Here is a 19,368-nt window from a genome sequence, read left to right as displayed (position 1 = left end):
CAACGGTGGCAGTGATAAGCTACTGAAAAGGAGAAGTTATGAAACGTGCCATTTTGTTTGCCGCCTTGCTGGCAACTTTATCCCCGTTGGCTATCAGCACAGCACAAGCCGACAGCGCCACCATCAATTTGGGTCCGGGCGTTACGCTGCATCTCGGCGATCGCGATCGTCACGGTAATTACTGGGACGGCGGTCGCTGGCGTGAACCGCGCTGGTGGAACGATCGTTATCGTTACGATGACCATCGCTGGTGGCGTCATGAAGAGTGGAAACGTCATCGCGCCTATGAACGTGAGCGCGAACGTCGCTGGCATGAACGTGAACGTCGTGACCATTGGCGTCACGATCATCGCCATGATGATCGTCGTGATCACCGCGATCACCATCATCACTAAACAAAAAAATCCCGCTGATGAGCGGGATTTTTCTTTTCTAAAGCTGTTACCAACCGAGCGCTTCGCCGACCAGTAAGTAGAGATTGAGGGCGATGACCAGCACCACAATCAACCGACCGGCATTCTGCATCAGGCGCGAGTTCACCATCTCATCACCCATCAATTCACGATTGCCGGTAAATGACAGCAGCGGAATCAGCGCCAGCGCGATACCGAAACTCAGCAGCACCTGGCTCATCACCAGAATGCGCGTGGGATCCCAGCCCGCCCAGATGACAATAAACGAGGGCAACATGGTAATAGTGCGGCGGAACCACAGCGGAATGTGGAAACGAATAAAGCCCTGCATCACCACTTGTCCCGCTAGCGTGCCAACCACGGTAGATGAGAGACCGGCGGCCACCAGGCTCAAACCAAATACAATTGCCGCCGCTTCGCCCAACAGCGGTTGCAGCGTTAAGTAAGCCTGATCGAGATCGACGATGCTGGAGTGACCGCTGAAGTGGAACGCTGCGGCGGCGGTTGCCATCATCGCCAGATTTACAAAGCCAGCGATGGTCATGGCAATCGCCACATCCAGCTTGGTTGAGCTGTAGCGTTGCGCCTTACTGCCTTTATTACCGTGCTGCGTCAGCGCCGAGTGCAGATAAATCACGTGCGGCATAATGGTGGCGCCTAGCACGCCTGCGGCGAGGAAGACCGCATCTGACGTCGGCAGCGATGGCAGCGCCATACCGACCACCAGCTCACTCACTTTTGGCTGGGAGAAAAACAGCTCCACAATATACGCCGCCGCTACGAACAGCAGCAGGCCGCCAATCACCAATTCCAGTGGCTTCTGGCCGCGACTTTGCAGCATCAGAATCAGGTAAGTTGCGATACCGGTTAACACCGCGCCCTGCAGCAGCGAAATGCCGAGTAACAGCTTGAAGCCGAGCGCTGCGCCAATAAATTCAGCAAGATCGGTGGCCATGGCGATGATTTCCGCCTGCACCCAATAGAACCACACCGCCGGACGCGGAAAGCGATCGCGGATGTGTTCTGCAAGATTTTTGCCGGTGGCAATGCCGAGCTTGGCGGACATCAGCTGGATCAGCATCGCCATGACGTTGGCCCACACCACCACCCACAGCAGCTTATAGCCGTAGGCGGCGCCGGCCTGAATGTTGGTCGCGAAGTTGCCGGGATCGATATAGCCAATCGCCGCGATAAAAGCGGGGCCCAGCAACGCGAGTTTGATCTTTCTGGCTCCGCGAGCGGCGCGCTCAGCGGTGCGGCTTTCTAGCATAGTTTTACCCTGTCTTAACGCTTGTTGACCCGACCAGATTAAGGGTCATTCAAGGCAGATGAAATTTGGTTATAGTTATTGTATTAATAGATGGTGCTATGAAGTATAGCCATTGCTATACATTGTGGTAAAGCCAGTTCTTGCCAAAAATACGTGCAACGCAAATGACTCTACGCTTGGGTCATTTTATAGACAATGTTTTTGTGGATATTTCTTGTGATGGATTTGTAATGGGGTTGTGAGCGGTCAGACTTATCTGAGAAAAATCGCGATAGCGAATACTTATAATGTGGTTTTGATCTCGTTTTTAAGTAACGCGTTACATAGAATACGCAACAAAATACAACCCTCCTCAAATTTGGAGCCGACATGTCCCATGTTTTGCATTTTATTTTAGCACTAGTGGTGGTAGCGGTGCTGGCCTTGCTGGTCAGCAACGATCGTAAAAGCATCCGTCTTCGTTTTATCGTACAGCTTCTGGTCATCGAATTGTTGTTGGCGTGGTTCTTCCTGAACTCCTCCATCGGTCTCGGCTTCGTGCAGGGCTTCGCTGGCTTCTTTGATCATCTGCTCAAATATGCCGCCGAAGGCACCAACTTCGTGTTTGGCAATATGAGTGAAAAAGGTCTCGCCTTCTTCTTCCTCAACGTGCTTTGCCCAATCATCTTCATCTCTGCGTTGATTGGTATTTTGCAGCACTTCCGCATCTTACCTTGGGTGATTCGCGGTATTGGTACCGTACTGTCAAAAGTAAACGGTATGGGAAAACTGGAATCTTTCAACGCCGTAAGCTCTCTGATTTTGGGACAGTCAGAAAACTTTATCGCCTATAAAGATATCCTCGGCAAAATGTCACAGCGTCGCATGTACACCATGGCAGCGACCGCCATGTCGACGGTTTCCATGTCGATTGTCGGCGCCTACATGACCATGCTGCAGCCAAAATATGTGGTGGCCGCGCTGGTACTGAACATGTTCAGCACCTTTATCGTGCTGTCGCTGATTAACCCGTACCGCGTTGATAGCGAAGAAGATCTGCAATTGCAGGACTTGCACAAAGGCCAGAGCTTCTTCGAGATGCTGGGCGAATACATCCTCGCCGGTTTTAAAGTGGCGATGATTGTCGCTGCGATGCTGATTGGTTTTATCGCCTTAATCACCGGTCTGAACGCGCTGTTCGATCTGATTTTCGGCATCAGCTTCCAGGGCGTGCTGGGTTATGTGTTCTATCCATTTGCGTGGGTGATGGGCGTTCCTTCACACGAAGCGCTGCAAGTGGGCAGCATCATGGCAACCAAACTGGTTTCCAACGAATTCGTGGCGATGATGGATCTGCAGAAAATCGCCGGTCAGCTGTCACCTCATTCGGAAGGCATTCTCTCTGTGTTCCTCGTCTCCTTTGCTAACTTCTCCTCTATCGGGATTGTGGCGGGTGCGATTAAAGGTCTGCACGAAGAGCAAGGTAACGTGGTTTCACGCTTCGGCCTGAAACTGCTGTACGGTTCAACGCTGGTGAGCGTGCTATCAGCCGCTATCGCTGGCCTGGTGTTGGCCTTCTGATCAAAGGGGCGAGCTGCGGCTCGCCCTTCTCTTCTTATTTATTTCAATCGGTTCTATCCCGCCTCGCCCCGGCTTTTCCCCCGCCATCACCCGCTTCACCGTGAAACGCAAAACCTTTGCACAATATTGAATTTCCGTTCACACCGCCTGCGCCCGTAGTTTTTCTCCATGACGTCACTTCAGGAGAACCGCATGAGCATTCAATTCCTTGGCATGATTGGCCACCGCCTCGCCTCCGAGATTATCCCGGCTAGCGGCCCGCTGTTCGATAAAGAGTACATTGCGCGTTTTGCGCGGGCGCACGAAGACGCCGGTTTTGATCGCATTCTGGTGGGCTATTGGTCGGATCAGCCGGATGGCTTTCTGGTCACCGCGCACGCGGCGGCGCACACCTCAACGCTGAAATTTTTGCTGGCGCATCGCCCCGGCTTTGTGTCGCCAACCCTGGCGGCACGCAAACTGGCTTCGCTGGATCACTTAACCGACGGCCGTTTGGCGGTGCACATTATCAGCGGCGGCAGCGATGCCGAGCAGCGCCGCGACGGTGACTTCCTCAATAAAGCCGAGCGCTATGCGCGCAGCGATGAGTTTCTTACGGTGCTGAAGCAGAGCCTCGAATCCGTTCAGCCGTACGATCATCAAGGTAAATTTTATCAGGTCGAGCAGGCGTTTTCGGCCATCAAACCGTTGCAGAAAAAACTGCCGGTCTATTTTGGCGGATCGTCGCAGGAAGCAATTGATGTCGCAGCACGGCATGCCGATGTGTTTGCGCTGTGGGGAGAACCGCTGAAAGGTGCGGAGGAGACGGTACGCAACGTACGCGCCGCTGCCGCCAGACAGGGGCGAGAAATCAACTTCAACATCTCGTTCCGCCCGATTCTTGGCAAAACTGAAAAAGAAGCCTGGGAACGCGCGGAACACATCCGCGCCACGGCAGAGAAACAGCTCAACGAAACTGGCTTTGCCTTTGGCAAGGCGAAACCGCAGAGCGTTGGCGCACAGCGTTTACTCGCCGCCGCCAATGAAGGCGATCGTCTGGATAAAGTGCTGTGGACCGGCGTCGCAAAACTGGTTCAGGGCGGCTACAACTCCACCGCGCTGGTGGGAACGCCGGAACAAGTCTCCGATGCGCTGCTGGAATATTATCGCCTTGGCATCCATAGCGTGCTGATTCGCGGCTTCGACCCGCTTAACGATGCGGTGGAATATGGCCGTGAGCTGATTCCGCTGACGCGCGAGAAAGTCGATGCGCTCTCCGCCGCAGATAAAAGGAGCGCCTGAATCTGATGAGCCATTATCAGCACCAACGCCTGCGCGATTTCGTCGCAAATCTGGCTAATTTGCTGGATACAAAGCCCGAGGAAGCCACGGTGTTACAGCGTGGCAGCGAGTGGCTTGGCGAGCTGATTCGCCACGACGATTGGCTGGACGACGCCTTTAGCCAACCTCATCCCGAACACTATCAACAATATTTGTTGTATGCCGATGCGCAGCAGCGCTTCTCGGTGGTGAGTTTCGTCTGGGGGCCGGGCCAGCAAACGCCGATTCACGACCATCGCGTATGGGGATTGATTGGCATGCTGCGCGGCGCGGAAATTTCACAATCCTGGCAGCCGGGGCCGAACGGATTGCAGCCGGAAGGCGCGCCCGTTCGACTCGATCCAGGCAGCGTTGAAGCGGTATCGCCAACGGTCGGCGATATTCATCGCGTCAGCAACGCCTATGACGATCGCGTCTCCATCAGCATTCACGTTTATGGTGCCAACATTGGCGCGGTCAAACGCGCGGTCTACCGCGAAGACGGCATCGAAAAAACGTTTATCTCCGGTTACAGCAACCGCTACTTACCTAACATTTGGGACCTTTCACATGACTAAACCGGTTTTCCCTTTACGCCAGGCGGCGGAACTTATTGATGCGCTACGTCAGCAGCAGGAAGTGGCGATTGTCGATGTGCGCGATGAAGCGCTGTTTGCCACTGCGCATCCGCTGTTTGCGGTGAATATTCCGCTGTCAAAGCTGGAGCTTGAGCTGCTGGACCGCATTCCGCAACACACCACCGCGATTACGCTGTATGACGGTGGCGAAGGCCTGGCGCAAACCGCTGCCGAGCGCATTGCCGCACTGGGATACAGCAATGTTGCGCTGCTGGCGGATGATTTGGCCGGCTGGCAAGCGGCGGGCGGCGAACTGTTTATCGACGTGAATTCACCCAGCAAAGCGTTTGGCGAGCTGGTTGAGCATCATAATCACACGCCCTCTTTGTCAGCGGACGAAGTGCATCAGCTGATTAACAGCGATGCTAACGTGGTGGTGCTGGATGCACGCCGTTTCGATGAATATCAAACCATGAGTATTCCAGGCGCTACCAGCGTGCCGGGCGGTGAGTTGGTGCTGCGTGTGCGTGATATCGCGCCATCGCCGGAGACCACGGTGATTGTCAACTGCGCCGGTCGCACACGCAGCATCATTGGCACGCAATCGCTGGTGAATGCCGGGATTCGCAATCCGGTGTTTGCGCTGCGCAATGGCACCATCGGCTGGACGCTGGCCGGACATGCGCTGGATCAAGGCCAGTCACGTCGTTATGGCGAGACCAGTGAAACCGCTCAGCGTCAGGCGGCGAACAGTGCGCGTATCATTGCCGATCGCGCGGGTGTGGAACGTATTCCGCTCGCCACGCTGAAGCGTTGGCAGCAGGAGACGCGCACCACTTATCTGTTTGATGTGCGTGATGCCGACGAGTACGCCGCCGGGCATCTGCCGGGCAGCCGTCACGTGCCGGGGGGACAATTAGTGCAGGAGACCGATCATTACGCCAGCGTACGCGGGGCACGCATCGTGCTGATTGATGATGACGGCGTGCGCGCCAATATGACCGCATCCTGGCTGGCGCAGCTTGGCTGGCAGGTTTCGGTGCTGGAGGAGCTGCAGGCCAGTGATTTCAGTGAAAGCGGAAACTGGAAAGCGCAGGTGCCGCCCGTCGCTCAACCCGAATTCATCTCACCGCAGCAGTTAGCGGAATGGCTGCAGGAAGGGCAAACGCAGGTGCTGGATTTCACCACGCGCGCAAACCATCTCAACAGCCATATTCCGGGCGCGGCCTGGTTGCTGCGCTCTACTCTGCAACAGCAAGGCAAAACGTTGTTGCCGGAGGCGCGTCGCTATGTATTAACCTGTGGCAGCAGCCTGCTGGCGGGCTATGCGGTGGAACAGGTAGCTGAGCTGACCGGTAAACCGGTGTTTGTGCTGGAAGGCGGTAACGCTGCCTGGCGTGGTGCGGGTTTGCCGACGGAGCAAGGAGAACAGCATCTGCTGTCACCGGCCATCGATCGCTATCGTCGCCCGTATGAAGGCACTGATATTGAGGCGGGCGTGATGCAGGCGTATCTAGACTGGGAATACGGTTTAGTGGCGCAGCTGGATCGCGATGGCACGCACGGTTTCCGTGTGCTGCAATTGCAGCCGCAAGCTGTTACGGCCTGACAATAATTCCGCGTTATGCAGTAATGTGGTCGCCATAAATGGCGACCCTACAAACGACAAAATCGCAATTTATTGCGTTGCGTTTAGAAGGTAATTTTTTTTGAATGTGTTCAGAACGAACAGAGATTTGGTGGAGATAAGCGGGATCGAACCGCTGACCTCTTGCATGCCATGCAAGCGCTCTCCCAGCTGAGCTATACCCCCACATCTGGAAATCATTTTTCGGTCAAACCGTTGGGAGCGGTTTGGTGGAGATAAGCGGGATCGAACCGCTGACCTCTTGCATGCCATGCAAGCGCTCTCCCAGCTGAGCTATACCCCCGAACCGAAAAACTGCCGAGTAAACTCGACGGACGGGATAATATGAAACCGCCTCTTGAGTGTCAACGTCAAATTCTCGTTCTGTGTTTGATCGCTGAAAAAGGCGTCAACCCCGCGTCAGCATGGCTTTTTTTTCTACACTTCATCCCAAATCGCCTCTATTTATATGCGCTATCCAACAATGCTCGCCAAACCCAACCTCAACCCAGCGTTAATTTAAGGTTAAAGATGTTAGGAGCAGTCTTGTTTTCGTTAAAAGTGCGTGTAAAACTTAGCGCGCTAATTAACCGGTCATCCTGCCAGGGTGTTCTCTCAATGACCGGCCAGCAACGTCCCCATTAATCCATATAAGAAAAGTGAATTATGTCGCTGCATACACCTAAAGAGATCGCTCAACTGGCGATTCAAGCTGGCGTGGCTAAAAGCCGCCTTCCTATCTCCACCTTGTTAATTCTTGGCTTCATGGCCGGTGCGTTTATCGCCACCGGCTTCCTGCTCGATCTGCATGTGATTAACCAACTGCCTGCTGAATGGGGCTCATTCGGCGTGCTGCTCGGCGCTGCGGTGTTCCCGGTTGGTTTGATCATGACGGTGCTGGCGGGCGGTGAGCTGCTGACCGGCAATATGATGACGATGCCAATCGCCTGGTTCGCACGTCGCATCAGTGGCTTCAGCGTACTGCGTAACTGGTTTTGGGTTACCGTCGCCAATTTTATTGGCAGCGTTGCAGTAGCATGGTTTTTTGGTCATATGCTAGGCATGACAGAGGGCGATTACCTGAAGAAAACCGTGGCGATTGCGCACGCGAAAGTGAATGCCGATTTCCTGCACGCCTTTATTTCCGGCGTAGGCTGCAACTGGCTAGTGTGTCTGGCGGTGTGGCTCGCCTTCGCCAGTAAAGATGTGGTGGGTAAAATCTTCGGTATGTGGTTCCCAGTGATGGCGTTCGTGGCGATTGGCTTCCAGCACGTTGTCGCGAACATGTTTATTGTTCCGGCAGCGATTTTTGCCGGCCAGATGAGCTGGGCGGAGTTTGCGCCAAACGTAATTGCGGTGTTCCTTGGTAACGGCGTGGGTGGTGCAATTTTTGTTGGCCTCACCTATTTCATCGCTTTCCGTCCTGAACAACCCGCAGTGAGCGAAGCGCAATAACCGAATTTTGCCTTTTGTTGGAGAGCAGAAGGCATTTTCTGCCCAGGTTACTTTTCCCCGTTACGTTTTGTTGTAATATGTAGAACTAATGTATTTAACAGGGACTGCATCGTGAAAAAGGAATGGCTTACCCCCGAGGAGCTCGCGCTGGAAACGGGCTACAGTCGGCAAACGGTGAATAAATGGATTAAACGTGAAAACTGGACAACCACGCCAAAGCCCGGTGTTCAGGGCGGTAAAGCGCGATTGATCCATATTGATGAGCGTGTAAAGAGCTTTGTTCAGTCCACCCGCCACGCGAACGAACCGGCGGCTAATTACGGTGCACAACAAAATACGTTACCTGCGTTATTAATAAATTCTGTCCAGCAAATGACGGCAGCGGAGCAAGAGCAATTTGCGGCGTTGTTATTGCGGGAGGGAATTCGAGGCGTACTGGAGCGTCTGGGGATTCAGGAAGAATAAATAAGCCGGAAGCAGATGCTTCCGGCTTTTTCATATTATGCGTTGGCTTCACGCTCAGCGATGAAGCCCAGCGCTTTCTCAATACGCGCAACGCTGCGGCTGCGACCAATCGCTTCCACCGTCACATCCAGCGCCGGTGACTGGCCTGAACCGGTCACCGCCACACGCAATGGCATACCGACTTTACCCATGCCCAGCTCCAGCTCATCTGCCGCAGACTGAATTGCATGATGCACATTCTCAGCGTTCCAGTTGCTGTCGCTGATCGCGGCCAGTTTGTCACGCACCACTTCCAGCGGCTGACGCGCGACCGGACGCAGATGCTTCTTCGCCGCGTCAGCATCAAAGGCTTCAAACTCTTCATAGAAGTAACGGCAAGATGCCGCGATCTCTACCAGAGTTTTGCAACGCTCGCCCAGCAAGGTAACCAGCTTGGCCAGTTCTGGACCGGTGCGGGTATCAATCTTCTGCTGCTCAATGTGCCATTGCAGCTGCGTAGCAACGTATTCCGGCGGCAGCGTATTAATGTAGTGATGGTTCAGCCACTGCAGTTTTTCAGTGTTGAAAGCACTGGCTGATTTGCTCACCGCATCCAGAGTGAACAGCTCTGCCATTTCCGGCACGCTGAAAATCTCCTGATCGCCATGTGACCAGCCGAGACGCACCAGATAGTTGAGCAGTGCTTCCGGCAGATATCCATCATCGCGATATTGCATCACGCCGACCGCGCCATGACGCTTAGACAGCTTCTTACTGTCATCGCCAAGGATCATCGAGACGTGCGCGTAGGTTGGCACTTCTGCACCGATCGCTTTCAGGATGTTGATCTGGCGTGGCGTGTTGTTGATATGGTCTTCACCACGAATCACGTGAGTGATGCCCATATCCCAGTCATCCACCACCACACAGAAGTTGTAGGTTGGCGAACCGTCGGTACGACGAATGATCAGGTCATCCAGTTCCTGGTTGCTGAATTCAATCGGGCCACGAATCTGATCGTCAAAGATGACAGAACCATCCTGCGGGTTACGGAAGCGCACCACGCACGGCTCATCAGCGGCGTGATGTTCATGGCTGTCGCGGCAGCGGCCGTCGTAACGCGGCTTTTCGCCCTTTTCCATCTGCTCTTCACGCAGCGCATCGAGACGTTCTTTACTGCAGTAGCATTTATAGGCCGTGCCCGCTTCCAGCATGTCGTCGATCACCGCGTTGTAGCGATCAAAACGCTTGGTCTGATAATACGGACCTTCATCCCAGTTAAGGCTCAGCCAGTTCATACCATCCATGATGGCTTCAATGGCTTCCGGTGTAGAACGCTCCAGATCGGTATCTTCGATACGCAGAACAAATTCGCCCTTGTTATGGCGAGCATAAAGCCAGGAGTAAAGAGCAGTACGAGCACCGCCTACGTGCAGATAGCCGGTTGGGCTGGGTGCGAAGCGAGTTTTGATTTTCATTCAGCATTGCCTTAAATGCGCAGGTTTCATTGTCTGGATGACAAAAAAACGGGTTAACGCGAAAAAACAGTGCGCACATTCTAGCAGGTGAGGCTGATTCCTCAATGATTGTCGCGGTGGCATCCCGGTTTGCTGTGCGCTTTTCTGCTAATAAAACCAGCACATTGGCGAAAAGCGCCCCACGATGATTATTTTTAAAGCGAACGCACATTTAAGTTTTAAAAACCGTTGACTCACTTTGAAGGATCCCTATAATGCGACTCCACACAGCGGGGGTGATTAGCTCAGTTGGTAGAGCATCTCCCTTACAAGGAGGGGGTCGGCGGTTCGAGCCCGTCATCACCCACCACTCTTTAGAAGCTTTAAAGGTGGCCCGCAGTGAACAAGAGATAAGATATGGGTGATTAGCTCAGTTGGTAGAGCATCTCCCTTACAAGGAGGGGGTCGGCGGTTCGAGCCCGTCATCACCCACCATATCTTAGTCAGATGACGCTCTTGTTAAAGCAGTACGAAGTGGGTGATTAGCTCAGTTGGTAGAGCATCTCCCTTACAAGGAGGGGGTCGGCGGTTCGAGCCCGTCATCACCCACCACTTCGGGTCGTTAGCTCAGTTGGTAGAGCAGTTGACTTTTAATCAATTGGTCGCAGGTTCGAATCCTGCACGACCCACCAATTCAGAGAAAAGCGCCTTTTAGGCGCTTTTTTCGTTTCTACCGCTGGCACGTTAGCGTACCAAATCCCAACAAAACCTTTTCGCAAGCTTAACACTCCCTGCCCTCAAGCCTCCCGCTGCTCTGACCGATAACGATTATGGTCTATTGCAAGGAGAAAACCATGTCTATATCCAGCGTTAGTAGTGTCAGCACCGCAAGTAGTGGCGGCGGATCGACCTCAGAAATCGCCAGCCTCAACAAACAAATTCAATCCATCACCAAGCAGCTGAAAGATCTTTCCAGCGACGATACGCTCACCGATGAACAAAAATCGGAACAGGAGCAGATGCTGCAATCACAGATTCAAATGATTGAAGCGCAAATCGCGCAGATTGAGCAGCAGCAAGCCGAGAAAGCGCAGCAGAAACAGGAAGCTCAGCAACCAGCGGCGAACAAAGCCGATGGAATTAACCGTCCAACTGATAGCAATCAGATCAACGTGTACGTTTAAAACGCCGGCTTCAGCATGCGTTGTTGCGTCAGCAGGGCCGCCTGCTGACGCACTTCCTGCCAGATCGCTTCTGCGGCGGGTGTCAGCGAGCGGTTTTTGCGCTTTATCAGCATCAGGCTGCGATTAATTTCCGGATAGAGACGTCGCACCGTGAGTTTGCGTCCTGACGGCAACGGCAAGGCCAGCGCGGGCAGAATGCTGATGCCAATCCCCGCTTCCACCATTGGATAAAGCGTGGCGGGATGGCCGATTTCCTGCACCACATTCACATTTAACGCCAGCTGTTGCAGCGCGGCATCGACCAATACGCGACTGCCAGAAGCATAATCCTGTAATACCATATTGCGTCCGGCCAGCATCGACCACTGCGCCTGTGCAATTTGCGCCAGCTCGTCATCTTCATGACACAGCAGCAAAAAAGGCTCCTGGAGAATCTCTTCGCTATCGAAATCGGTGTCGTTGAGCGGGCCAATCACAATACCAAAATCAACCTCCGCATTGCGTACGCTTTGCAGCACCCATTGCTGCACGCGGTCATGCAGGATGACGCGGATATCGGGATAGCGCTGCTGGCTGCTGGCCAGACACTGCGGCATCAGGTGGGCAGAAGGCGTTTGACTGGCGGCAACACGCACCGTGCCGCTGCGCTGTTCACCATAGCTGCGCACATCCAACACCGTGGTATTGAGATCTTCCAATAAACGATTAAGCCGCGTGGCCAGCTGCTGCCCCGCTTCGGTCAGCATCACTTCTCGCGTGGTGCGATCCAGTAAGCGTACGCCCATTTCCGCTTCCAGCTCTTTAATGCTATGGCTTACCGCCGACTGACTCAAACCAATCGCTTGACCCGCCAGACTGAAGCTGCCGTGATGCGCCACCGCCACAAAGGTTCGCAGCTGACGTAAAGTGTAATTCATCGATATCGCTCATAGATTGATGCAATAAATCAATTTTATTTCTAAACCCAGCGGGCGCACAATCAGCACCATCAATTTTTTAAATTTAACCGGATTTTAACAATGGGATTTTTACGCCTCGATCCGATGATGATTAAACTCATCATCACCGTGCTGCTGGCCAGCTTTATTCCTGCCAAAGGCGTCTTTGTCGACATCTTTGAATATTTGACCACCGCCGCCATCGCCCTGCTGTTCTTTATGCATGGCGCCAAACTGTCGCGCGAGAAAATCATTGCCGGCAGCAGCCACTGGCGTTTGCACTTGTGGATCATGTGCAGCACCTTTGTGGTATTCCCAATTTTAGGATTGCTGCTGGTGTGGTGGCATCCGGTGAATGTCGGTCCGGAGATTTATACCGGCTTTATCTATCTCTGCATTTTGCCAGCTACCGTGCAGTCAGCCATCGCCTTTACCTCGATGGCGGGCGGTAATGTTGCCGCAGCAGTATGTGCAGCGTCGGCTTCGAGCCTGCTCGGCGTATTTATCTCGCCGCTGCTGGTGAATCTGGTAATGAATGTACACAGCGAAATGCCGGGTAATGGGCTGGAGCAGATTGGCAAAATCATGCTGCAGTTGCTGGTACCGTTTGTAATTGGTCATCTGTCACGCCGCTGGATCGGCGGTTGGGTGGAAAAAAATCGCAGCCTGATTGGTAAAACTGACCAGACATCCATTCTGCTGGTGGTTTACTCAGCCTTCAGTGAAGCGGTTGTGAATGGTATTTGGCACCGCGTCGGTTTGGATACGCTGTTATGGATTCTGGCAGGCAGCCTGCTCATTCTGTTTGTTGCGCTGGCGATTAATCTCGGAGCATCACGCCTGTTTGGCTTTAGCCGTGCCGATGAAATCACCGTGCTGTTCTGCGGCTCGAAAAAGAGTCTGGCGAACGGTGTCCCGATGGCTAACATCCTGTTCCCGGCCGCTTCAGTGGGGATTATCGTATTGCCGCTGATGATCTTCCATCAGGTGCAGTTAATGGTGTGTTCTTTCATTGCCCAACGCTATAAAGCCGGGAATGAAAAACGGCTGGCTCAGCAGCAAGTAGAAGCGCAGAAGTCCTAAGTAAAACGGCCCGCAAATGCGGGCCGTTTGGTTATTCACTGCGCTTGAGCGGTTTGATTAAACCTTCCAGACCTTCGATCTTAATCGTCAGCGTCAGCTGCATCAGTTCGCCTAACTTACCGGCCGGAAATTCATCTTTGCGGGCGAACCACAGCAAATACTCTTCCGGCACATCAATCAGCACTCTGCCCTTGTACTTGCCGAACGGCATCACGGTATTGGCGATTTCAACTAGCTGCTGTTTATCCACGTTAGGCTCCGAGCAGGCGAATCATTTCCGCTTCGTCGATCACCGGAATGCCGAGTTCCTGCGCTTTCGCCAGCTTGGAACCGGCCGCTTCGCCCGCAATCAGCAAATCGGTTTTCTTTGACACGCTGCCGCTCACTTTAGCGCCCAGCGCCACCAAACGTTCTTTGGCATCATCACGATTCATCTGCGACAAAGAACCAGTCAGTACCACGGTTTTACCGGCAAATGGACTATCAATCTCTTCTACATTCACCACTTCAACCTTCGGCCAATGCACGCCAATCTCTTCGGTAAGATCGCGAATAACCACGCGGTTGCTCTCTTCATCCATAAAATTACGCACATGCGTCGCCACTACTTTGCCGACATCCTGCACTTCAATTAGCGCATCGAGATCGGCGTTCATCACCTTTTCCAGCTCGCCAAAGTGATTGGCAAGGTTAGCAGCGGTGGCTTCGCCGACTTCACGAATACCCAGCGCATAGAGGAAACGTGCCAGCGTGGTGGATTTGGCCTTTTCCAGCGCATCAACCACGTTCTGCGCCGATTTCGGCCCCATGCGATCGAGGCCGGTCAGCTTACCGGCAGTAAGACGGAACAGATCGGCTGGCGTTAAGACGTACTCTTTCTCTACCAGCTGATCGATGATTTTGTCGCCCATGCCATCGACATCCATCGCACGACGCGAAACGAAATGTTTGAGTGCTTCTTTGCGCTGCGCGCCACAAATCAGGCCGCCGGTGCAGCGCGTCACCACTTCACCTTCCACGCGTTCAACGTCTGAACCGCACACCGGGCAATGACTCGGGAAGACGATTTCACGCGTCTCTTGCGGGCACTCCGATTCCACCACATTGACCACTTGCGGAATCACGTCACCAGCGCGGCGAATCACCACTTTGTCGCCGATGCGCAAACCCAATCGGGCGATTTCATCAGCGTTATGCAAGGTAGCGTTGCTCACCACAACGCCCGCAACCTGAACCGGCTCCAGACGCGCAACTGGCGTAATCGCGCCGGTGCGGCCTACCTGGAATTCGACATCGCGCACGAACGTCATCTGTTCCTGCGCCGGGAATTTAAATGCCACAGCCCAGCGCGGCGCACGCGCCACAAAGCCGAGCTGCTCCTGCAGCGCCTGTGAATCGACCTTGATAACCACGCCATCAATGTCGAAGCCGAGCGACGGGCGCTCCTGCTCAACCTGACGATAAAACGCCAGCACTTCATCGGCGCTGTGTGCCAGACGAATACGATCGGTGACCGGCAATCCCCACGCCTTAAACTGTTGCAGACGTTGCCAATGGCTGGCGGGCATTTCACCGCCTTCCAGCAGACCAAAACCGTAGCAGAAGAAGGTCAGCGGACGTTTGGCGGTAATGCGCGGATCGAGCTGGCGCAGCGAACCGGCCGCTGCGTTACGTGGGTTTGCAAAGACTTTCGCGCCGGTGCGACGCGCTTCTTCATTCAGCTTTTCAAAGCCGCTTTCGGTGATAAACACTTCGCCACGTACTTCAACGCGAGCGGGAATGTTATCGCCATGCAGACGCAACGGAATGGCGTGAATAGTGCGCACGTTCGCCGTGATGTTCTCGCCGGTGGTGCCATCTCCACGCGTTGCCGCGCGCACCAGCAAACCATCTTCATACAGCAAACTCACCGCTAAGCCATCCAGCTTGAGTTCGCAGCAATAAGTCAATTCGTCAGTGCTTTTAAGGCGGTCCTGTACGCGTTTGTTGAAGGCAAGAAAGCCCGCTTCATCAAAAGTGTTATCCAGCGACAACATCGGCACTTCATGCCGCACTTGCTCAAAAGCGGCCAGCGGTGCCGCGCCCACGCGTTGTGTCGGGGAATCAGGTGTAATCAAATCAGGATGAGCGCTTTCCAGCTCGCGCAGCTGAACCATCAATCGGTCATACTCTGCATCCGGAATCTCCGGCGTATCCATCACGTGGTAGAGATATTCGTGGTGACGTAACGTGGTGCGCAGCGCGGTGATCTGCTCCTGAACCGATTTCATAGTCTCTTATCCGATAAAAAACCCCCGACATGCGGGGGTTATATTTGTTTTGACTCAGCTAGCGGCGATTAACCGATAACTTCGCGAATACGCGTTTTGTAGGTTTCCAGCTTCTGCGGCGTCATCATGCGACGCTCATCATCCAGCACCACGCCGCCCACGTCATCGGCGATACGCTGTGCGGATTGCAGCATCAGCTTAAAGTTTTGGTTCGCATCACCGTACGACGGCACCATCATGAAGATGGAGATGCCAGGCGTTGAGAAATTGCCCATCTGATCCGGATCGAATGAACCCGGTTTCACCATGTTCGCCAGGCTAAACAGCACCGGACCGCTGCCTGCAGGGCTAAGATGGCGATGGAAAATGTTCATCTCACCAAACTGGAATCCGGCCTGCAGAATACCCTGCAACAGCGCTTCACCATTCAGTTCGCCGCCCGCGTGTGCAGCAACATGCAGCACTAATACGGCTTCTTTTTTACTGCCCGGCGCAGCAGCCGCTGGCTGTGGCGCTTCCGGTTGATGTGCGACTGGCGCTTCAGGTTCGAACTCTGGCTCTTCTGCCGCCTGGAACTCTGGCGCAGGCTGCGTTGCGGAAAGCGGATCGTTATCCAGCAGCGGATCGGCCTGAATCGGTTGTGGGGCAGGCGCTGGCGTTGGCTTCGCCACGGGCGCTTGTGGCGCCACCGGCTTACGCACTTCAGGTTCGTCATCCAGCAACGGATCGCCCAATAACGGGTCAGCCTGACGTGATGCCGGTTGACGCACAGGTTCAGGCGCACGCGGCGCGCTCGCTGGGCGTGCATTGAACTCAGGTTCTTCATCAGCATCACGATGACGACGTACGCGGACTTCGCCGACGCCATCATCTTCTTCGCTCAGCAGATCTTCATCGGCTTCTTCGCGCTGTTTCAGACGTTTGTGCGGGCGATCACGAAACACGGAGGAGCGCTCTTTACGGCTGGTCCACAGTCCATGAAGTAGCAGCGCTATTATGGCGATCGCGCCAACAACGATTAATATCAGACGCAAATCCTGCATCATTGTATTCTCTGTTGTTCCAATACCTTGCCACCACGGCAAACTTTATCCTCTAACTGTATTTGCCCAGCTAAACAAGTGCAAGTCTGTGCAGTATTTTCTGACAAATTAGATAGCTGCCCCACGCTTTTTTGCTGTTTTTTCGCGCAAACCAGGCCTGAAGCCGACAAAAAGCCAGGTTATGATGGTCGCGCCGCTATATTTAGGAGAAAGGCTCGCTATGCCTGCAGGAAATTCGGTCTCAACTTTTAATGGTGTTCACTACTTCGCTGAAGGATGGAAACTGGTGCGCCTGCCCGGCATTCGTCGCTATGTCATCATGCCGCTACTGATCAACATCGTGCTGCTTGGCGGTGCCTTTATCTGGCTGTTTCAGCGTTTGGGGCAGTGGATACCGGCATTAATGTCACATATCCCCGACTGGTTGCAGTGGCTGAGTTATCTGCTGTGGCCGCTATCGGTGATTTCGATTGTGTTGGTGTTCAGTTACTTCTTTTCAACGCTGGCAAACCTGATTGCCGCGCCCTTCTGTGGCTTACTCGCCGAGCAGCTTGAAGGGCGATTGACCGGAACGCCACTGCCCGATAGTGGCTGGATGGCCATGGTTAAAGATGTACCGCGCATCATGAAACGAGAGTTACAGAAGCTCGGCTACTATTTGCCGCGTGCGCTTGGTTTGCTGTTGCTGCACTTCATCCCTGGATTTGGACAAACGGTGGCGCCGGTTCTATGGTTTTTATTCAGTGCGTGGATGCTGTCCGTGCAATATTGCGATTACCCCTTTGATAACCACAAAGTGAGTTTTCAGCAGATGCGCCAGGCGCTGCGCCAGCACAAGAGCGCCAATATGCAGTTTGGTGCGCTGGTGAGCCTGTTCACCATGATCCCGATTATCAATCTGGCGATTCTGCCAGTGGCGGTATGCGGTGCGACGGCCATGTGGGTTGATCGTTATCATGCACAACATGCGCGCCGCTAAAGCTTTAAAATGCCTTATGCATTTTTGCGTAAGGCTTATGGTTGTGCGCTATATAGATATGCGATTTCTTTCCTTCCGCACATCATTAGAAAAGGTATGCTCTGAGGGTTCCCAATATTTCATACAGTTAAGGACGAGCTATGAGTAAGATCTATGAAGACAACTCTCTGACAATTGGTCATACGCCGCTGGTTCGACTGAACCGCATCGGTAACGGCCGCATTCTGGCTAAGGTCGAGTCGCGCAACCCGAGCTTCAGCATCAAATGCCGTATCGGTGCCAATATGATTTGGGACGCGGAAAAACGCGGTATTTTGAAACCAGGCGTTGAGCTGGTTGAACCAACCAGCGGTAACACCGGTATTGCGCTGGCTTACGTTGCCGCAGCGCGCGGTTACAAGCTGACGCTGACCATGCCAGAAACCATGTCAATTGAGCGCCGCAAGCTACTGAAAGCGTTAGGTGCTAACCTGGTGCTGACTGAAGGTCCAAAAGGCATGAAAGGTGCCATCGCGAAGGCGGAAGAGATTGTCGCCAGCGATCCGGATAAATATGTGCTGCTGCAGCAGTTCAGCAACCCAGCCAACCCGGAAATCCACGAGAAAACCACCGGCCCAGAAATCTGGGAAGATACCGATGGCGAAGTTGACGTGTTCATCGCGGGCGTGGGCACCGGCGGTACGCTGACTGGCGTTAGCCGCTACATCAAGAACACCAAAGGTAAAAAAGAGCTGATTACCGTTGCCGTTGAGCCAACCGATTCACCAGTCATCGCGCAGGCGCTGGCGGGCGAAGAGATCAAACCGGGTCCACATAAAATTCAGGGCATCGGTGCCGGATTCATTCCTGGCAATCTTGACCTGAAATTGATTGACCGTGTAATCGCCATCACCAACGAAGAAGCTATTAGCACCGCACGTCAACTGATGGAAGAAGAAGGCATTCTGGCAGGTATCTCTTCAGGTGCTGCCGTTGCTGCCGCGCTGAAGCTGCAAGAGGATGAAGCCTTCGCCAACAAGAACATCGTGGTGATCCTGCCCTCCTCCGGCGAACGCTATTTGAGTACCGCACTGTTTGCCGATCTCTTCACTGAGAAAGAGCTGCAGCAGTGATGCTCAAAGTCTGAAACTGACGAAAAAAGCACCCGAATGGGTGCTTTTTTGTGGTGCAGATCTCACTTTTATCACCAGACAGATTGCTTTAAGTGATGCGGCTCTGGTATTTAAGCTTCCAATTATTTCGGTGCCTGAAATTAATCTGCCTTTGAAGTGGATCAAGCTGAATCGATTTACTGATTTGGCGAAACGGCGAATCACGGCATAATGAGAAGAGTGACGCATTCGTGCAGTTTTTGATCTGTCACTGTTAATGACGTACTCATTCAAGCGCATTTTGTGGTGAGCTTAAAGCCATACCAGCGCACCTACACAGGCTAAAGTTACGGCTCCAGGCTAGACTTTAGATCCATAACACCAAACCTGATAAAGTTGGGGAAATAGAATGTTCCAGCAAGAAGTTACCATTACCGCACCTAACGGCCTTCATACTCGTCCTGCAGCCCAGTTCGTTAAAGAAGCAAAGGCTTTCCAGTCAGAAATCACTGTGACTTCCAATGGCAAATCTGCCAGCGCGAAAAGCCTGTTCAAACTGCAGACTTTGGGTCTGACGCAAGGTACGGTTGTTACGCTGTCTGCCGAAGGTGAAGACGAGCAGAACGCGGTTGAGCACCTGGTCAAGCTGATGGCTGAGCTGGAGTAACCGGCTCAGT

18 protein-coding genes and 6 tRNA genes are annotated in these 19,368 nt (G+C 53.6%); 16 read left to right on the top strand and 8 right to left on the bottom strand.

Annotated elements, in window-relative coordinates; translation table 11 throughout:
• Positions 1 to 38 precede the first annotated feature (38 nt).
• Positions 39 to 395 carry a DUF2502 domain-containing protein gene (locus BM323_RS09920; protein ID WP_008101350.1) on the top strand — a complete coding sequence of 119 codons (357 nt, stop codon included), beginning with the start codon at positions 39 to 41 and terminating at the stop codon, positions 393 to 395.
• Between the two features lie 46 nt (positions 396 to 441).
• On the opposite strand, the gene BM323_RS09915 is transcribed toward BM323_RS09920, so the two are convergent.
• Positions 442 to 1,683, bottom strand: a complete 1,242-nt coding sequence (locus tag BM323_RS09915; protein WP_008101352.1) for an Nramp family divalent metal transporter — start codon at positions 1,681 to 1,683, stop codon at positions 442 to 444.
• A gap of 369 nt (positions 1,684 to 2,052) precedes the next feature.
• On the opposite strand from BM323_RS09915, the gene BM323_RS09910 reads away from it, so the two are divergent.
• From BM323_RS09910 to BM323_RS09895, 4 genes are all read left to right on the top strand, one after another.
• Positions 2,053 to 3,243 (top strand): NupC/NupG family nucleoside CNT transporter, encoded by a 1,191-nt coding sequence (locus BM323_RS09910; RefSeq protein WP_008101354.1) that lies wholly within the window; start codon positions 2,053 to 2,055, stop codon positions 3,241 to 3,243.
• A 192-nt stretch (positions 3,244 to 3,435) separates the two neighbouring features.
• A complete protein-coding gene (locus BM323_RS09905; RefSeq protein ID WP_008101356.1) occupies positions 3,436 to 4,524 on the top strand; it encodes an LLM class flavin-dependent oxidoreductase in 1,089 nt (362 codons plus the stop codon).
• Positions 4,525 to 4,529: 5 nt separating this feature from the next.
• Positions 4,530 to 5,120: a cysteine dioxygenase family protein gene (locus BM323_RS09900; RefSeq protein ID WP_008101359.1), complete on the top strand. Its 591-nt coding sequence runs from the start codon at positions 4,530 to 4,532 to the stop codon at positions 5,118 to 5,120.
• Positions 5,113 to 6,729 (top strand): rhodanese homology domain-containing protein, encoded by a 1,617-nt coding sequence (locus BM323_RS09895; RefSeq protein ID WP_091003716.1) that lies wholly within the window; start codon positions 5,113 to 5,115, stop codon positions 6,727 to 6,729. Before BM323_RS09900 ends, BM323_RS09895 begins: the two co-directional genes overlap by 8 nt.
• A 128-nt stretch (positions 6,730 to 6,857) precedes the next feature.
• On the opposite strand, the gene BM323_RS09890 is transcribed toward BM323_RS09895, so the two are convergent.
• Positions 6,858 to 6,933, bottom strand: a tRNA-Ala gene (locus BM323_RS09890).
• 42 nt (positions 6,934 to 6,975) lie between these two features.
• Positions 6,976 to 7,051 (bottom strand) — tRNA-Ala (locus BM323_RS09885).
• A 362-nt stretch (positions 7,052 to 7,413) separates the two neighbouring features.
• On the opposite strand from BM323_RS09885, the gene BM323_RS09880 reads away from it, so the two are divergent.
• Both BM323_RS09880 and BM323_RS09875 read left to right on the top strand, forming a co-directional pair.
• Positions 7,414 to 8,202 carry a formate/nitrite transporter family protein gene (locus tag BM323_RS09880; RefSeq protein ID WP_008102137.1) on the top strand — a complete coding sequence of 263 codons (789 nt, stop codon included), beginning with the start codon at positions 7,414 to 7,416 and terminating at the stop codon, positions 8,200 to 8,202.
• A gap of 111 nt (positions 8,203 to 8,313) precedes the next feature.
• The gene (locus BM323_RS09875; RefSeq protein WP_008102134.1) at positions 8,314 to 8,667 is read left to right on the top strand and encodes a YfeC-like transcriptional regulator; all 354 of its coding nucleotides are present in this window, start codon (positions 8,314 to 8,316) and stop codon (positions 8,665 to 8,667) included.
• 35 nt (positions 8,668 to 8,702) lie between these two features.
• Here BM323_RS09875 and gltX read toward each other — a convergent pair whose 3' ends face one another.
• Positions 8,703 to 10,124, bottom strand: coding sequence for a glutamate--tRNA ligase (gltX, locus tag BM323_RS09870; protein ID WP_008102132.1), 1,422 nt, complete (start codon positions 10,122 to 10,124; stop codon positions 8,703 to 8,705).
• A gap of 273 nt (positions 10,125 to 10,397) precedes the next feature.
• On the opposite strand from gltX, the gene BM323_RS09865 reads away from it, so the two are divergent.
• The 5 genes from BM323_RS09865 (at position 10,398) to BM323_RS09845 (ending at position 11,287) form a co-directional block, all read left to right on the top strand.
• Positions 10,398 to 10,473: transfer RNA gene (locus BM323_RS09865), tRNA-Val, on the top strand.
• Between the two features lie 49 nt (positions 10,474 to 10,522).
• Positions 10,523 to 10,598, top strand: a tRNA-Val gene (locus BM323_RS09860).
• A gap of 41 nt (positions 10,599 to 10,639) precedes the next feature.
• Positions 10,640 to 10,715 (top strand) — tRNA-Val (locus tag BM323_RS09855).
• 4 nt (positions 10,716 to 10,719) lie between these two features.
• A tRNA-Lys gene (locus BM323_RS09850) sits at positions 10,720 to 10,795 on the top strand.
• Positions 10,796 to 10,957: 162 nt separating this feature from the next.
• Positions 10,958 to 11,287, top strand: a complete 330-nt coding sequence (locus tag BM323_RS09845; RefSeq protein WP_008107778.1) for a FlxA-like family protein — start codon at positions 10,958 to 10,960, stop codon at positions 11,285 to 11,287.
• Here the strand turns inward: BM323_RS09845 and BM323_RS09840 are convergent.
• Positions 11,284 to 12,204, bottom strand: a complete 921-nt coding sequence (locus BM323_RS09840; RefSeq protein ID WP_008107779.1) for a LysR family transcriptional regulator — start codon at positions 12,202 to 12,204, stop codon at positions 11,284 to 11,286. The genes BM323_RS09845 and BM323_RS09840 overlap by 4 nt on opposite strands.
• A 102-nt stretch (positions 12,205 to 12,306) precedes the next feature.
• Here BM323_RS09840 and BM323_RS09835 point away from each other — a divergent pair, with 102 nt between their 5' ends.
• Positions 12,307 to 13,308, top strand: coding sequence for a bile acid:sodium symporter family protein (locus BM323_RS09835; RefSeq protein ID WP_008107781.1), 1,002 nt, complete (start codon positions 12,307 to 12,309; stop codon positions 13,306 to 13,308).
• Between the two features lie 31 nt (positions 13,309 to 13,339).
• Here the strand turns inward: BM323_RS09835 and BM323_RS09830 are convergent, their stop codons facing one another.
• The 3 genes from BM323_RS09830 to zipA all read right to left on the bottom strand — a co-directional run bounded on the left by BM323_RS09830 (position 13,340) and on the right by zipA (position 16,624).
• Entirely contained in the window at positions 13,340 to 13,558 is a 219-nt protein-coding gene (locus BM323_RS09830; protein WP_008107783.1) for a DUF3820 family protein, read from the bottom strand.
• Between the two features lies 1 nt (position 13,559).
• The gene (ligA, locus tag BM323_RS09825; RefSeq protein ID WP_008107785.1) at positions 13,560 to 15,578 is read right to left on the bottom strand and encodes an NAD-dependent DNA ligase LigA; all 2,019 of its coding nucleotides are present in this window, start codon (positions 15,576 to 15,578) and stop codon (positions 13,560 to 13,562) included.
• Between the two features lie 68 nt (positions 15,579 to 15,646).
• A complete protein-coding gene (gene zipA, locus BM323_RS09820) occupies positions 15,647 to 16,624 on the bottom strand; it encodes a cell division protein ZipA (protein ID WP_008107787.1) in 978 nt (325 codons plus the stop codon).
• Positions 16,625 to 16,841: 217 nt separating this feature from the next.
• Here zipA and cysZ point away from each other — a divergent pair, with 217 nt between their 5' ends.
• The 3 genes from cysZ to ptsH all read left to right on the top strand — a co-directional run bounded on the left by cysZ (position 16,842) and on the right by ptsH (position 19,358).
• On the top strand, positions 16,842 to 17,600 hold the full coding sequence (gene cysZ, locus BM323_RS09815) for a sulfate transporter CysZ (protein ID WP_036649317.1): 759 nt from the start codon (positions 16,842 to 16,844) through the stop codon (positions 17,598 to 17,600).
• A gap of 140 nt (positions 17,601 to 17,740) precedes the next feature.
• Complete coding sequence (gene cysK / locus BM323_RS09810) at positions 17,741 to 18,712, top strand: cysteine synthase A (RefSeq protein ID WP_008107790.1); 972 nt, start codon at positions 17,741 to 17,743, stop codon at positions 18,710 to 18,712.
• A gap of 388 nt (positions 18,713 to 19,100) precedes the next feature.
• Positions 19,101 to 19,358 carry a phosphocarrier protein Hpr gene (ptsH, locus tag BM323_RS09800; RefSeq protein ID WP_008107792.1) on the top strand — a complete coding sequence of 86 codons (258 nt, stop codon included), beginning with the start codon at positions 19,101 to 19,103 and terminating at the stop codon, positions 19,356 to 19,358.
• Positions 19,359 to 19,368: the final 10 nt, after the last annotated feature.

The organism is Pantoea sp. YR525, from assembly GCF_900116775.1.
GTDB lineage: Bacteria > Pseudomonadota > Gammaproteobacteria > Enterobacterales > Enterobacteriaceae > Pantoea > Pantoea symbiotica.
This window is presented reverse-complemented; position numbering and strand designations above follow the sequence as displayed.

Bases quoted from the DNA above. Each gene is read 5' to 3' on its own strand.
- BM323_RS09920 (WP_008101350.1), top strand. From the start codon at position 39: ATGAAACGTGCCATTTTGTTTGCCGCCTTGCTGGCAACTTTATCCCCG.
- BM323_RS09915 (WP_008101352.1), bottom strand. From the start codon at position 1,683: ATGCTAGAAAGCCGCACCGCTGAGCGCGCCGCTCGCGGAGCCAGAAAG.
- BM323_RS09910 (WP_008101354.1), top strand. From the start codon at position 2,053: ATGTCCCATGTTTTGCATTTTATTTTAGCACTAGTGGTGGTAGCGGTG.
- BM323_RS09905 (WP_008101356.1), top strand. From the start codon at position 3,436: ATGAGCATTCAATTCCTTGGCATGATTGGCCACCGCCTCGCCTCCGAG.
- BM323_RS09900 (WP_008101359.1), top strand. From the start codon at position 4,530: ATGAGCCATTATCAGCACCAACGCCTGCGCGATTTCGTCGCAAATCTG.
- BM323_RS09895 (WP_091003716.1), top strand. From the start codon at position 5,113: ATGACTAAACCGGTTTTCCCTTTACGCCAGGCGGCGGAACTTATTGAT.
- BM323_RS09880 (WP_008102137.1), top strand. From the start codon at position 7,414: ATGTCGCTGCATACACCTAAAGAGATCGCTCAACTGGCGATTCAAGCT.
- gltX (WP_008102132.1), bottom strand. From the start codon at position 10,124: ATGAAAATCAAAACTCGCTTCGCACCCAGCCCAACCGGCTATCTGCAC.
- BM323_RS09845 (WP_008107778.1), top strand. From the start codon at position 10,958: ATGTCTATATCCAGCGTTAGTAGTGTCAGCACCGCAAGTAGTGGCGGC.
- BM323_RS09840 (WP_008107779.1), bottom strand. From the start codon at position 12,204: ATGAATTACACTTTACGTCAGCTGCGAACCTTTGTGGCGGTGGCGCAT.
- BM323_RS09835 (WP_008107781.1), top strand. From the start codon at position 12,307: ATGGGATTTTTACGCCTCGATCCGATGATGATTAAACTCATCATCACC.
- ligA (WP_008107785.1), bottom strand. From the start codon at position 15,578: ATGAAATCGGTTCAGGAGCAGATCACCGCGCTGCGCACCACGTTACGT.
- zipA (WP_008107787.1), bottom strand. From the start codon at position 16,624: ATGATGCAGGATTTGCGTCTGATATTAATCGTTGTTGGCGCGATCGCC.
- cysZ (WP_036649317.1), top strand. From the start codon at position 16,842: ATGCCTGCAGGAAATTCGGTCTCAACTTTTAATGGTGTTCACTACTTC.
- cysK (WP_008107790.1), top strand. From the start codon at position 17,741: ATGAGTAAGATCTATGAAGACAACTCTCTGACAATTGGTCATACGCCG.
- ptsH (WP_008107792.1), top strand. From the start codon at position 19,101: ATGTTCCAGCAAGAAGTTACCATTACCGCACCTAACGGCCTTCATACT.